This window comes from Adhaeretor mobilis, from assembly GCF_007741515.1.
In the GTDB taxonomy this organism is placed as follows: domain Bacteria; phylum Planctomycetota; class Planctomycetia; order Pirellulales; family Lacipirellulaceae; genus Adhaeretor; species Adhaeretor mobilis.
In genome coordinates, this window is sequence record NZ_CP036263.1 from 4,597,398 (window position 1) to 4,611,274 (window position 13,877).

A 13,877-nucleotide genomic window follows, 5' to 3' on the forward strand; every position below is an offset into this window, starting at 1 on the left:
GAGGAATCCGGCCTGGAGAAGTGTATGACAGTTATCGCGTAGGAAGGTGCAACCCGGACTCCTCGGTATGCGAGCCTTCCCTTCGGAATGACACTTTGGCAATCAGCTTCGTCTAAGATTCCCCATGCAACGTCGTCGCATTATTGCCCAGATGAGACAACACTTGGATCATGCCGTTAAGGTGAGCAAGCCGCGGACCGAAGCGATCGACGAATTCATTGAGAAAGTATTCCCCGTCGACCATATGGTCGGCTGAGTCGTTGATCTCGTCAGTAAGCGTTTCTAAATACTCCTGCTGGACGCGGCCTAGCGACTCAGCCGCATCGTGGCAGGACTTCGATAACTGAGGGTTTGCGTTCTTCCATCTGTGCAATTCCTGCTTCCGCTGGCGTTGCTGGCTGGACATCACCGAGACCAACTCTTCGAGGATCTCGTTCGTGCGATCCTGAGCGGCAAGCATCTCCCGCAACAAATCGGTTTGTACGTAGTCGGAGTCGATCGACTCGGAAGGAACGCCGGCGGCGGAAACATCCACCTGAGAGAAAACTGCTGTGCGGCTCGGATGAGTCTGTGACATCGAGGCTGGTGGTCCTTCCTTAACGCGTCGCTAAGGACACGTTGCATTTAAGTGCTGGCTGCTGCGATGAATAGAAATCTGCAAATGAGAATCAGACTGAACGAATCTTCTTCGATAAAGTACTTGCGGGTTTTCAAATGTTTCGCCGCGGCGCTTGCGTCGTGATCGAGCACCCTGAGCAAAATTGATGCACGACAACTCAAGCTGCTAGCAAAGCTAGTAGCTACAACGACCTGTGAGGGGCCTGTTTTATCAACGTGTCATTCCGGCCTGATGCACTCAGTTTAGTCGAAACTGAGCATATTCCTAGAGATGAGCGACTCTTTCGACAAAAACCGACCAGTTAAAGTCGGTCGGTACCCCAGCCCGATGAACCGATTGGGCCCACCTAGCCAAATGGCAACTCCTGTGACGATTGTGCAGGCACTCGCCGGGCCCCACCTCATCGATTCGCAACTTCTGACTATGCAAACCAGTAACCCTAAACCCTTACCAGCCATTGGCTTCCTGACGGTCGTCGAAAGTCCCCAGCACGGACTATTCGGAGGCTATTTGGTGCTATCACTCCAGGGTCGCCCCTTGGAATTTCGTTGCACGACTCCTGTGCAACCGACTCGTGCCCAGGAGATTCTCTACGGGGCAACCCTTCGAGAATATTTATTGGGCGAAGTCATTGGACACCCGTTGATCCAGCAAGCCGAACTACGACCCGAAGTAGTGCTGACCAATCAACAGGAAATGCTGGGGCTAGGGTTGTTGTGCGAACTGCCCATTGGGATGGTGGAACAATCAAACGGTGAAGAAGCAAGCCCAGCGGACGACGGCAAAGAGAGCATCGACTTGTCGTTTGATGGACCTGCGATTTGCTTAGGAAACTGTCGAGTGGAGTTTGCTACAGAGAACTTCCTCGACGCAACAGCACGCGAGCACTTGAGTCGCCTGGCGAGCTACGTGGAACTCAGCGAGCCCTTCCTGCGCATCGAAGCAGCCCTAGCCGAAGCGCAAGAGGCTGCTATTGAAGAGGAGATCGACGAAGAAACCGTAGCAGAGTCGACCGAGGAGCAAGCGCCCAACCTGGAAACGGATAATCCGTACCGTTCAGCGGCCTAACAGCCCTTGCTCGCGAATTTTAATACCTATCCTCTTTGGGATCGCCGTGCTCACCATTCAACCCTTCGACGAGTCGCTGAGCATTACTCGCCCAAGCTCCTTTCAGATTGATTGCCGACTGGCTAATCCAGAAGTCATCGGGATGCGCATCGAACCGCTCGCCGCGCGACTGAAGGGGCAACTATTTGCCGAAGGTGCGGACATCGCTCGCCAGCTGGCCATGCGCGATGCAGAGGCAGCTAGGCTCGGTCCGAAGCAACCTCGCTCACTCACTCAATCGATGGGCGACGGCAGGCGTACTCCGAGCCGGCCTGGAACACAAAGCGCACGCATTCAACCACCGCGCGATGTCGTCAAGTGGTCAGACCGACTTGGCTACTTGCTCCAACCGCCGTTAGAAAACCTCCTGGCGGCCCGCTCGCTGGATTTTCCGTTTACACCATTTCCCTACCAACTGGATGGCATTGCCTATCTCTACCCGCGACACGAAGCGGTGCTCGCCGACGAGATGGGACTCGGCAAAACGATGCAAGCAGTCGTGACATTGCGTTTGCTCGCTCATCAGGGGCTCATGCGCCGCACCTTGCTCGTTTGCCCGAAGCCCTTGGTGAGTAATTGGCGACGCGAGTTCGCACAGTGGGCACCGGAGATGCCGGTCACGGTGATCGAAGGCAATTCCGAGGAACGCCGCTGGCTATGGAAGAACGCTAAATCCGGCGTGCTCATCGCCAACTACGAGCTAGTCGTTCGCGACCGCCAACTGGCTGCTGCGGTGAACCCCTCCTACGATGTAATGGTGATCGACGAGTCACAGCGCATCAAGAACCGCAATGGCGCGACCAACCACGCCATCTGCTCGATCCCGCGAGCGCGTAGTTGGGCGCTCACTGGCACGCCCATTGAAAACAGTGTTGAAGATCTTGTCGGCATTTTTGAGTTTGTCTCCCCAGGCCGCCTGCGCCCGCAGATGAAGGTCCCTTCGGTACGCGCCGCGGTGAGCGATCACGTGCTGCGACGCACTAAAGACAACGTACTGACCGAATTGCCGCCGAAACTCGTCCGCGACGCAGATGTGGCACTCTCGCCCGAGCAATACGAAGCCTACCGTGCTGCGGAAGACGACGGCGTGGTGGCGCTCAACGATCTTGGCGCTCAGTTGACGATCCAGCATGTATTCGAACTAGTCTTGCGACTCAAACAGATATGCAACTTCGATCCGGTCACCGGGGCAAGCACCAAGTTCGACCGCCTGGAGGCCGATCTGGAAGAGTGCGCCGCCAGTGGTCGCAAGGCGATTGTGTTCAGCCAATGGGTGAACACCATTGAGAAACTCACCGCCAAGCTGGGCCGTTTCAGTCCGTTGGAGTACCACGGCAAAGTTCCTAGCAAGAAGCGTGACGGCATCATCGAGCAATTCCGTGACGACCCCAACAGTAGCGTGCTGCTCATGAGCTACGGAGCTGGCAGCGTGGGGCTGAACTTGCAATTCTCGCAGTACGTGTTTCTGTTTGATCGCTGGTGGAACCCGGCAGTCGAAGATCAGGCAATCAATCGCGCCCACCGCATCGGCGCCGCTGGCCCCGTGACGGTCACACGCTTCCTGGCGACCGGTACCATCGAGGAACGCATTAACGTGGTACTCGAAGAGAAACGCGAGTTGTTCGCCCAAGTGTTCAATGACGACGCTGACCAGCCGAGCGAACCGCGCTCGGGGCGCAACGGCCTCTCTCGCGAAGAAATCTTCGGTCTGTTTCCATTGAACTTCCCGAATGCGGCTTAGCAGCTTCTTCAGTACGACGCCATCGCGTCACACTCGCGTTTGCCGTCGAGCTTGCTCGGCGGCTAACTTTGCTAGTCTATAACGTCTGAAGCTCTCGGCACTTCCTCCACACGTTCAAAACGCCAGAGCAGCGCGTCGAGCGTCTTCTTAATCGAAGCGGCCAACTCTTCGGTAACCTCTACCGGCTGTGATTCGTCCACTGCCTTGAACCCCGACGGCCACAGCCGCACGGGCCAGTTCTGTATCTCAGCAGTTTGATTCACGCGTGCCATGAGCCGCGCTGTCCAAAACGCGCCCCAGCCATCGCGGAACTTCAACCAGCGGCGTAGTTGCGCGGCAAGCATTTCCGCCTGCGGGACTTCCTCAATTTGCAGTGAGCGTTCTTTGAGGCTCTGCAACCAAACGATCACCGCTGCCGCGAGAATCAAAAGGTAACTCCACGTTGTTGGCTGCAACCCGCCTTCCAGCGGCTTGCCGCTTAGCCGCCCTGGTGCTAAGTACTCCGCCAACAACAAACATTGACCGCAGGCAAAGGGCAGGGCGGCCATCCAGTGACGTGTCGGCAAGTAATTCAACAACCCCATCACAATGAGTATCCCCAGGAAACCCTTCCATATCCCAGGCAGTTCCAGCTGAGAGCCCGCGCCAGTCAGTAGCGATTGAATCGCGGGGATTGCGAGTACCACCCACAGCGAGAGCACAATCCACTGCCAGCCGCGATCCTGTGGCCGCTTGGCTCCCAACACGGCCATGAGGGGACAGAAAGTGCCTGCTGCGGCGAGGTAGCGTAGAGCGGATTGGCCGAGTGGGCTAATGCCCTCCAGCGAATACAGCGTGAGCTCCACAAGTCCCAGCACGCTTGCCGACAACGCACCCCACAGCAAGGGGGCGGCAAGAGTTGTTCCAGCAGCACGCCGCGTTCCGTAGAGCAGCAGCAACGCAATCGCACTAGCAATAATGCAAACGCCAACGGTTTCCCGCTGCGAAGGGGGCCCAAAGAGCACGACATTCGTTGCAATCGTCACAGACATCACTCATCTCAATACGACAGTGGTGCTCAGCTCGCGCGAAGTCCGGTCGTAACGGATGGCTAGTGGAAAGCTGTTGGGAAAACCGTACGTGTTGTGTTTGCTCAACGCCCGGGAGCAACCCATTCTTAGGTGTCGGAAACACTATCCACTGGGGAAGCCTCAGAGGAAAGTCACGCCCCCCCAAACGTGCGACTCCCAACTTACCACGTACGCCGCCCACGCGACTCCCCCCTCCCCACCGCGAAAAGGCCCACCGATGAAGAAACAACTCATAAGCATTTCGGACAGGCTGCTCACCTCCCGCCTTATCGTGCTGTTTGCACTAGCAACCTTGACGGTTGCCACTCCGGAAGCTCAGGCTCGCCTGTTTCGTCAAACATTCGGAGCGACGGTTCCCACGGCCGATGGCGGTTGTGCTTGGAACTACGACCAAGACTACTTTGTCCCTCGCCATTGCGACTCAGTCCGTTACGGCCTGTTCAGCGATTGCAAACAGTCCATCACCACATCGCCTGCTTGCCGTCGCTGCCATCCGCTTTATGCCAGTGCCTGTGGCAAAGGTTACTGTTCGCCCTACGGGGCTTGCCATTATCGCTTTCGCGACCACGTTTACAAGAGAGCCTGCGGCTGCACACCGCTGGCTTGCACCTATGGCCCCTGGGCGAACGATTACTGTGGCAGTTGCAAGCCACCACTCATGCGGCTGTGCGATCGAAGGCATTGCCACAAAAGCCAATGTGGTGGCTCGTATGGAAGCTTCGAGCCTCTAGGCCCCATGAACTGCCAAACTGGGGCCTATCAAAGCGGTTTTGGCTTTGCCCCCCTGGCAATGCGACCCAAGCATCCACTGAGTGGTCACTTGCCCAATGTCGAGCCCTTTGGAATCGACGTCCTAGGTGCAGTCACCTCCGATTCGGTACTCGACGAAAGCGGCAACCTACGCCCGGGAGTCGTCGCACCACAAGCCGCTCCGGTTCCTACCCCGCCACAGCCGATTGGTCCCAACCTGATCCCCTCCTTCGGGCAATGGCGCAAAGCCCAGCAGGACAAGATCAGCGAGTATGTCGAGGCGAACCCCGGAACCGTCTCCACGATCAACAACTGATCGATCGGCACCCTAATCAATTCAAACGATAAAATTTAACAGACAACCAAGTCTTCGAAACAAAAACTAACTGGCTTCGACCGAGAACGCTTACTGGGGAGTGAGGTGTTTCTTGGCCCCGAGGCCGAATGTGGGAGCGGGTAGATGTCCTAGCGATGTCTACCCGCTTTCTTTTTTGCCGCTTGCGGTCTATCCGCTGTACCAGCCCCCTTCAGCTTCCTCCAAACATTCCGCAGAATCCACTGGAGCGTTGCACCCGTCCGGGCCGATACTCTTAGTACAAAGCTCTTGGTAGACACATGCCGGCGGCTTTGTCTAAAAGTAACGGGAGGGCGGAACACAAAAGTTGTGTTTCGCTTCAGGATAAAGGTCCTAGCAAGACGACGGATCGACTTGCTAGGACCTTTTTATGCTCGCTTCGACACTGCCTGAACTTCACTCACTCCTCGTCACCCGAGTCCGCTTCCAACTCTTCAAGCAACGCACGGGCCTTTGTCTCAAACAGAATCATCGTTTGCGACTGCTTTAACACCTGCGTGAGCATCTTGCGAGCTTGGTCGCGTTTTCCTAGGTCAGCAATCATTTGCGAGACCAAGTACCCCGAGTCGGAGCTCAGATTGCTGCCGGAGATGTTCTGAAGCGTTTGCTGGGCTTCGCGATCATTGCCCATTTTGTGCAGCACCCAGGCAAGCGTCACTCGAGCCTGCGGGCTCTTGGGGAAACGCTGGGCGTTGACCTGTGCATAGCGAAGGGCCTTTTGCTTGCTATCTTCGTCGTCGCTATCAACCAGCAATAGGGCGAGCACGTTGTTCGCATCGGCATTAGCCGGATCGATCGTTAGGATCTTGTTCAGGTCGGTTTCCGCTCGATCCATATCGCCTTGCAACTTGGCAATCACACCATCGAGCAGTAGTGCGCGAATCGACTTAGGGTTCTTCGCGAGCAGTTTTTGAGAAACCTCACTCGCTTTGGAAATGTCTTCTTCACGAAGCAAGTACTCTGCATACGAGCGAGCTGTGTCCTCGTTGTCGCCATCTTCTGAGTAGGCGGTTTGGTACGCTTGCTTCGCGAGATCGTCTTTGCCTTCACGAGCGTACAAGCGGCCCATCACGACTTCCGGGTGGTTGAATTCCTCTCGCAATTCGCGAGCTCTCTTGAACTCACTACGTGCTTCGTCAAACTGACCGAGGCGAAACTGCGTAATGCCAAGCCGTTGATGCGCCGGTGCACTCTCAGCATCCATCTCAATCCAATTCTTCAACAGGCCGGCCGCGGTTTCCCATTGCTGACGGCGTTCTGCGACGCCAGCCCGGCCCGCCAGGACACGGATCTCAAACTTCCCTTTTCGCTTAGCATTGTCGGTGAAGGCCTCAGTCAGTTCGCCCGCTTTATCAAACAGTACGGCAGCTTCGGTCGTTCGCCCGGAGGTGAACGCATCGTCGGCAAGCAGCAAGTAAGCCTCAGGGTCGTCCGGCGAATTTGTGGCAGCTTTTTCTAGCAAAATTCTTGCAGTGCTGCCGTCGCGTCCGATGATGTGCATCTTGGCGAGGGTGATGTCCGTGGGCGGCAGTTTAGGGTACTTTTCTTTCGCACGATCGAGAAACGCGCGGGCGGCGTCCACGTCCTTATTGCGGAAACGTTGGATCGCGTCCTCCACTTCCGGATAGGAGCGATTCGACAACGACACGGAGTCGCCAATGAGGTTCTCGGTGGTCAACTGAGCACAGGCGGAGTGCGGGAAGCAAGCAATCAGCCCCAGCAGCAAGAATGGAACCAGAAGCAGAAGCGGCCGTGAAAGGCGGGAAATCTCTTTAAGCATGGGTACCTCGAGGTGTTCGCGGCGATAAGAGCTATCGTAATTGCCATCGTAATTGCTACCACCGCGGGTGGTGAGTTGAACTGGCAGCATAGACATTCTAGTCGATTTCCCCCCAGAGTACACTTCTCCGGTAACTTCGTGCGAAAAGAAACACCCGGCGGGACACTTGAGAATGCGGACTATTACGGTCGCAGAAGATACACCCCCGCGCCGGTCGACGCCCCACAGTCTGCTGTTTATAGTGAGCTAGATACTCCGGAACGGGCGACATTGCAGCCCACCTTTCAAAATACAGGGAGCTGAATCGCGTTGCTCGTCGGACCCGTTTTTTCTCGTGAAGTCACGACGACCCCCCGCAACTGGCGGCTCTATGGGCTGCGAGCCCTGTACGTGGGTGCCCTGTTCAGCTTGGCCATTACCGCTTGGCTGATACTCTCCGGTTCGCAACCGGTACGCGGCATCGGCGATTTATCACGCTTTGGGGGCACCGTGTTTGCTTTGATTGCCCCCGTGCAGATGGCCCTTGGCTTGGCATTCTCCGCACTCCTGACCGCGGCTGCCGTCGCGATGGAAAAAGACCGCCGCACGCTCGACTTGCTGCTGATGACCAACATGACCAACTCAGAGCTGGTCCTCGGCCGATTGCTCGCGAGCGTGCTCAGCGTGCTGATGCTCATTCTTGCGAGCTTGCCCCTGCTGATGCTACTTACGTTGCTCGGTGGCGTGAGCGCGGCACAGGTGCTGCGTGTGACAGCCGTGACTTTGGTGGCGGCGCTGGCTGGCGGAAGCTTGGGCTCCATGCTCGCGCTGTGGCGGGAGAAGACCTTTCAAACGCTCGCGATGACCGCGCTGGTACTCGGTTTATGGTTGCTGTTAGGCGAAGCCATCGCCAGCGGCGTGTTCGGCCCCGACTGGTGGGGCGTGGCAACCGATCGCTGGGCCGCCGGACTCAGTCCGTTGCGTGCGGTATTTGCCGCCGTCGAGCCGCTACACTTAGGCAACCAAGACCGACAACTGCCTTACGTTTGCAGCGAAGTGAATCTATTCCTGATCTTCGGCGGGCTGCTCATGCTCGCTCTCAACGCCACGGCCATTGCGATGGTGCGCGTCTGGAATCCTTCCCAAGAAGCGCGACCTCGTTCGGAAACACGTGCTCAAAGCGAGAAATCGACCGACCAAGCACTTGCCGCTGGCGTGGATATTCACGCAGACTCGGCCAAAACACGCGAAGTGTGGGACAATCCAATTCTCTGGAGAGAAATCTGCACGTGGGCGTACGGCAAGAAGATTATCCTCGTGCGCGTGGCCTATCTCATAGTATTCGCTATCTGCGCCGCCGGCCTGTGGTCGGCACTGCAAGCGGAAAGTTACACGTCCTCAGGGCCGTTCCCTTCCGAAGCTCGCCCGCTGGCGCCCCTGATGGTGCTGGGCCTGTTGCTTGTCAACGCGCTGGCCGTCACCTCAATCACCAACGAACGGGACTTGCGAGCGCTCGATTTGCTGCTCGTCACCGATCTTTCGCCCAAGGAAATTATTCTCGGCAAGCTCGTTGGCGTTTTTTACAACGCGAAAGAAATGATTCTGCTACCGGCGCTGCTTTGCGGGGTACTGTGGTACACCGGGCGACTTGGCACAGAGAATCTCGTATTCCTGCTGCTAGGATTGCTCACGCTCACATCGTTCACAGCAATGCTGGGCGTGCATTTGGGCATGAGCTACCCGAACTCTCGCACCGCCGTAGCCGCCAGCCTCGGGACCGTGTTATTCCTCCTACTGGGCATTGCCGTTTGCATGCGCATGATGCTGGCATTCCAAACATCGTTCGGCTCGCAATTCCTCGCCTTTACCGCGTTTATGTTCGGGGGCGGCGTAGGTCTGTATACGACGCTCGCCTACCGCAACGAGTCCAAGGCCCTCGCAATCGCCTGCCTGACGTCACCATTTGCCACGTTTTTCATCATGACCAGCTTCCTCCAAGCCAATTTCGGCGCTGCTATGATGGTCACACTCCTAACCTACGGCTTCGCCACCGCGGCAATGCTCATCCCAGCCATCGACGAATTCGACATTGCCACAGGACGAGCAACCGCTCAAGATTAGTGAATGATGGAATTGATTGTGCGTAGATTACTTTGTCTCGGCAGTAACCTACGCTCGCAAGATGCTAAGGTTTATAAATGGATCCGTGACACCCGTGTCCTCCGTGGCTAATTTACAGGAACCCCCACTTGGCCGTGCTAGGCGAGTTCGCTCCGTTCCTTATCGCCATGCTGGTGTTGGCCGCATGCAGCGCGTTCTTTTCATGCAGTGAGGCGGCGCTCTTTTCCTTGCAGAACGACGATCGTCGTAAGCTGGCCGCCAGTGGTGGACCTGGGCGATTAGCTACCGAATTGCTCACCAAGCCCGATCGGCTGCTCACGGCCATTCTGTTTTGGAACTTGATCATCAACATCATGTACTTCGCGTTGGCGTCGGTCATCGGCATCCAGCTCGAACGGCAAAGTCGCGTGGCAGAGGCAGCCGGTGTGGCATTTGCGGCGCTCATCACGCTGATCGTCTGTAGCGAGATGCTGCCCAAGACCTTTGGCGTACAACAAGCAGTGCCACTCTCCAAGCTGCTTGGCGTTCCGTTAGCTGCAGCGGTCAGAGTACTCGACCCAGTCATGCCACTGTTCGGCGGGATCAATCGGACGCTCGTGCGACTGGCGTTCCCTACCTTCGAGCGCGAATCGTACCTGGAGATCAACGACCTCGAACGGGCGATCACGCTCAGCACCGAAGACGAGCAACTCGCGTCGCAGGAACGCTCCGCCCTTGAAAACATCGTACTACTTTCCAGCCTGACCGCCGAAGAGCTCATGCGCCCGCGACGGCTTTATCAATCCTATGCGCCGCCGGTTCATCTGGAGCAACTCGGCGGGAAGCTCACGCCTAGCGGTTATCTGATGGTTACCGAACCCGACTCTGAGGAGATCGCTGCCGCCGTTCCGCTCAAACATTTGCCGAATGTACCAAAACGCCATTTAGAAGACTTCGCCCGCGATGTGATCTATGTCCCCTGGTGTGCTGATATCGCTTCGATTCTGGAGCAATTGCAAGAAAAACATCGCGAGGTGGCTGCAGTCGTCAATGAGAACGGCGAGACGATTGGCATCGTGACGCTCGAAGACATTCTCGAAACCATATTTCTGGACGATACCAGCCGCAGCGCACGCCTCATGGCGACCTCGTCGATACATCCGCTCGGTCCCAAGGTTTGGCAAGTCACCGGCATTACGAGTCTACGTAGGTTGGGGCGCTACTTCGACATCACGCCACCTGCAAGTAAAAGCATGACTGTAGCAGGCGTGCTGCAGGAAAGCTTGCAGGGCATCCCCGAAGCAGGCGACGAAGTCCAGTGGGGTCCGTTCGCATTTCGAGTGCTCACCGCTGAGGGGAACACGCCACTCACCGCGGAACTGCGTCGTCTCGACGGCCGGGGGGCTCCGTCATGATCTTGGCGTTGGTGCTGTTTATTGTAGGTCTTCTGCTGAGCGCATTCTTCAGTGGCACCGAAACCGGTTTCTATCGCATGACTCGGTTGCGTTTGGTGATCGATGGCCTGCAAGGCGATCGGGCGTCGAAGGCCATGCTCTGGCTGGCCAATCGTCCCTCGCTGTTCATCGCGACCGCACTGGTGGGCAACAACTTGGCCAACTACGTCACATCGCTGGCAGTCGTGATGGGCACCCAGCGCCTAATTCCCAACGGCGGCACCATTACCGATTTACTCTCGCCGATTGTGATTGCCCCAGTCATTTTCATCCTCGGCGAACTGCTCCCCAAGAACTTATTCTACGATGCACCCAACCGCCTGCTTCGCCGCTTCACGCCAGGTTTGGTACTCTGCACGATTCTGTTCGCGCCGGCCACACTGCTGCTGTGGGCGTTGAGCCAATTGCTCAAAATGTTGTCCAAGACCACACCCCAAGAATTGCGGCTGCGCTTGGCCCGTCGCGAGATTAGCCAACTCGTTGAAGAAGGCCACGAAGCCGGCATCCTTCGCCCTGTGCAGCGCACGCTTGCCCAGGAGATGCTCTCAGTAGCAGCGCAGCCCATAGCGACATTCGCAATCGCCGGCTCTCGCAACATGCGGCTCACAACCGACATGAGCAAGAGCGATGCCCTGAAGCTCGCGCAACGCCACAGCCGCACGCTACTTCCGGTGGAGGATGTGAAGCAGAGTCGCAAGCTAGTCGGCTATATCCGCACTGCCGACCTCTTCATTAACAACGAGAAAGGCCTACCTGCTGCCCTGCCAATGCTCGAATTGCAAGCCGACGAAACGTACCTCTCCGCCATGCACAAATTCAGCGAAGCAGAAGACGCCCTCGGCCACGTAGTCGACGACGACGGCAACACCGTTGGGTTTGTCACGGGACGCGAACTGCGTATGGCCTTGTTTAAGAGTTAGGAGCGAGCGACTCGCCAGTTTTGCACACATTATGCAGGCAAGTTAGAATCGCGGCCAAGGCTTCTCAGTAAATTACTCTCTTCAATAGGATTCATTCAATGCTTGGATTGTTGATCTCAGCGGGAGTGCTCGGACTGATCATATCACTCATGGAGGAGGGCGACTTCCCCGGCTGGACACCCATGATCATCTGTGTGTTAGCAGCGCTGGTTCCCTCTACGCTCATCAACGCCTTCATCCCAGCCGGACTGTTCTTCATCGGACTAATCGTAGGAGCCGTCTGCTGCGGAGTCGCAATCTCCGCCACCTGTGGAATGACCGTCCAGCGAGCCTGTATCGCAGCAGGTGTTTTCTTCGTGTTCCAAATTGCCTTAGGCTTTGCGCTCGCGGCGTTCATGTAACAGCTGCCGGAGTGCCAGGACCTGTCATGCCATTCACGTGCTAGGGATGGGTCCGTAGAAAACTGGGTATCAACTTACGCTGAAGGCGTTACGCACCATTGCCTAGGGTTGGTCAACAGCCAGCCTAGGCTCGAAGGCGAAACCGCTTCGCGGTAATACAGGCTCAGCGGCGAAATGGATTGGCTCCGCCCATAAAAAAAACCCCGCAGTTTTCACTGCGAGGTCCTAGAATTCAAATCTGGGCGATTCACATCCATTCCTAATCTCTTCTCACTTGGCATAACCAATTGACTTCATCACTGAGAGCATCTCTTCAAAGTTGATGAAGCGGCGACGGTGTCGCAACTTGTAATTGTCGATCGCACTGGCCAGTTCACCAGCTTCGGGCGAAAGGTCGTCGTGGCTGTTGGCGAATTGGCGGCGTTCGCGGCCGGCAGGAGATTCTTCGGCACCCGCGTGACGACGATCGATAAATGGCGTAAGCGTAGTGGGCATGGAAACTCCTGGGCAGGTTAAAGTACGTTTGGACGGATACCAGTAAGGCAATGCAGCGCGGCAATAGCCGTGCAATCCAAACAAAGGATAGCTCACAGAACACCACTAGGCCGCCTGTAACGCCCAACGATAAGCCACAACTGGAGGGCACTTCCGATAACTGGTAACGATTGCGCCGGTTGCAGCACCATGCCGTTTGAAATCTAGCGCCGCAAAGTCACGTCGCCCATCATTTGGGCTTGCAATTGGGCCAAGAATACACGGCTCGGCTCGTGCTCTCCGTTGATCGCCAGCGCCTGTTGCACCGTCGCAGCTGCATCCGTTGGCCGTCCCGCGGCAGCTTCTGCCTTGGCGATTTGGAACATGAGATCGGCATTCGGCTCGCCACGACCGTTGGCCGCACGCAGGCTGGCAATTGCATCGACCGGGCGTTCGACAGAGCTATAAGCGAGCCCTTCCAACCATAGCGCGCGTCGCGGTTCTTCACCCACGGCATAAGAATCCAGCACATGATGTAGCGTGGTCAAAGCACGATGCGGTCGACCCATTTCGTATTGCAACTCTGAGATATCCAGCAGCACGTCCGTCGCATGCGGTCCGTAACGCAAGGCGAGTTGCATATCGGCTAACGCTTGATTGGGCTTCTCAAGCTGACGATAGACGCGACCTCTTAGCGCCCATGCTCCCGCCAAGGTGCTGTCGAGCGCAATCGCTTGGCTTGCTCGTTCGAGTGCGCGATCGGGCGAACCCGAGTCGAGTAACATTTCGCCCGAACGAACGACGGTCGGCCCATGGTGCGGATCGAGCCGCACAGCCGCTTCCATTTGCTCGGCAGCTTCCCATTTGGCGTTTTCATTCCAAAGCACTTCGGCATATTGGCGGCGCGCGTCGATGTCCGTGGGGCTGATCTCAACCGCGCGGTCAAGCAGTGTTCGCGCCTGCTGGCAATTGCCACGTTCCATCGCTGCGACCCCCTCGCGAGAGAGCTTCCGGCACTTGGCGACCGACTCAGGCACTACTCTGTACTTCCGCAGCGACGCGCAGCCCGAAGTACTCGCGACGGCCATGAGCAGGCTTGCGAGTACGATAGTTCGACATTTCTGGGA

12 protein-coding genes are annotated in these 13,877 nt (G+C 56.9%); 7 read left to right on the forward strand and 5 right to left on the reverse strand.

From position 1 onward, the window contains the following. Positions 1-112: 112 nt before the first annotated feature. A complete protein-coding gene (locus tag HG15A2_RS18140) occupies positions 113-577 on the reverse strand; it encodes a tyrosine-protein phosphatase (protein WP_145062023.1) in 465 nt (154 codons plus the stop codon). A gap of 312 nt (positions 578-889) precedes the next feature. On the opposite strand from HG15A2_RS18140, the gene HG15A2_RS18145 reads away from it, so the two are divergent. Then, on the forward strand, positions 890-1,687 hold the full coding sequence (locus tag HG15A2_RS18145; protein ID WP_145062025.1) for a hypothetical protein: 798 nt from the start codon (positions 890-892) through the stop codon (positions 1,685-1,687). 46 nt (positions 1,688-1,733) lie between these two features. Then, on the forward strand, positions 1,734-3,467 hold the full coding sequence (locus HG15A2_RS18150; protein ID WP_246117781.1) for a DEAD/DEAH box helicase: 1,734 nt from the start codon (positions 1,734-1,736) through the stop codon (positions 3,465-3,467). A gap of 71 nt (positions 3,468-3,538) precedes the next feature. Here the strand turns inward: HG15A2_RS18150 and HG15A2_RS18155 are convergent, their stop codons facing one another. After that, positions 3,539-4,498, reverse strand: coding sequence for a hypothetical protein (locus tag HG15A2_RS18155; protein ID WP_145062027.1), 960 nt, complete (start codon positions 4,496-4,498; stop codon positions 3,539-3,541). A gap of 256 nt (positions 4,499-4,754) precedes the next feature. Between HG15A2_RS18155 and HG15A2_RS18160 the strand changes: the two genes are divergently transcribed. Next, positions 4,755-5,603: a hypothetical protein gene (locus HG15A2_RS18160; RefSeq protein ID WP_145062029.1), complete on the forward strand. Its 849-nt coding sequence runs from the start codon at positions 4,755-4,757 to the stop codon at positions 5,601-5,603. Between the two features lie 439 nt (positions 5,604-6,042). Here HG15A2_RS18160 and HG15A2_RS18165 read toward each other — a convergent pair whose 3' ends face one another. Beyond that, the gene (locus HG15A2_RS18165) at positions 6,043-7,518 is read right to left on the reverse strand and encodes a tetratricopeptide repeat protein (protein WP_145062031.1); all 1,476 of its coding nucleotides are present in this window, start codon (positions 7,516-7,518) and stop codon (positions 6,043-6,045) included. Positions 7,519-7,731: 213 nt separating this feature from the next. Here HG15A2_RS18165 and HG15A2_RS18170 point away from each other — a divergent pair, with 213 nt between their 5' ends. The 4 genes from HG15A2_RS18170 (at position 7,732) to HG15A2_RS18185 (ending at position 12,276) form a co-directional block, all read left to right on the forward strand. Next, entirely contained in the window at positions 7,732-9,522 is a 1,791-nt protein-coding gene (locus HG15A2_RS18170) for an ABC transporter permease subunit (RefSeq protein WP_145062033.1), read from the forward strand. Positions 9,523-9,656: 134 nt separating this feature from the next. Next, positions 9,657-10,916: a CNNM domain-containing protein gene (locus tag HG15A2_RS18175; protein ID WP_246117979.1), complete on the forward strand. Its 1,260-nt coding sequence runs from the start codon at positions 9,657-9,659 to the stop codon at positions 10,914-10,916. Further along, positions 10,913-11,875 carry a CNNM domain-containing protein gene (locus HG15A2_RS18180; protein WP_145062036.1) on the forward strand — a complete coding sequence of 321 codons (963 nt, stop codon included), beginning with the start codon at positions 10,913-10,915 and terminating at the stop codon, positions 11,873-11,875. Before HG15A2_RS18175 ends, HG15A2_RS18180 begins: the two co-directional genes overlap by 4 nt. Before the next feature lie 98 nt (positions 11,876-11,973). Next, positions 11,974-12,276, forward strand: coding sequence for a hypothetical protein (locus tag HG15A2_RS18185; protein ID WP_145062038.1), 303 nt, complete (start codon positions 11,974-11,976; stop codon positions 12,274-12,276). Positions 12,277-12,546: 270 nt separating this feature from the next. Here the strand turns inward: HG15A2_RS18185 and HG15A2_RS18190 are convergent, their stop codons facing one another. Together HG15A2_RS18190 and HG15A2_RS18195 are read right to left on the reverse strand one after the other, a co-directional pair. Then, complete coding sequence (locus HG15A2_RS18190) at positions 12,547-12,771, reverse strand: hypothetical protein (protein ID WP_145062040.1); 225 nt, start codon at positions 12,769-12,771, stop codon at positions 12,547-12,549. A 203-nt stretch (positions 12,772-12,974) separates the two neighbouring features. Next, positions 12,975-13,838: a tetratricopeptide repeat protein gene (locus HG15A2_RS18195; RefSeq protein WP_145062042.1), complete on the reverse strand. Its 864-nt coding sequence runs from the start codon at positions 13,836-13,838 to the stop codon at positions 12,975-12,977. Positions 13,839-13,877 lie beyond the last annotated feature (39 nt).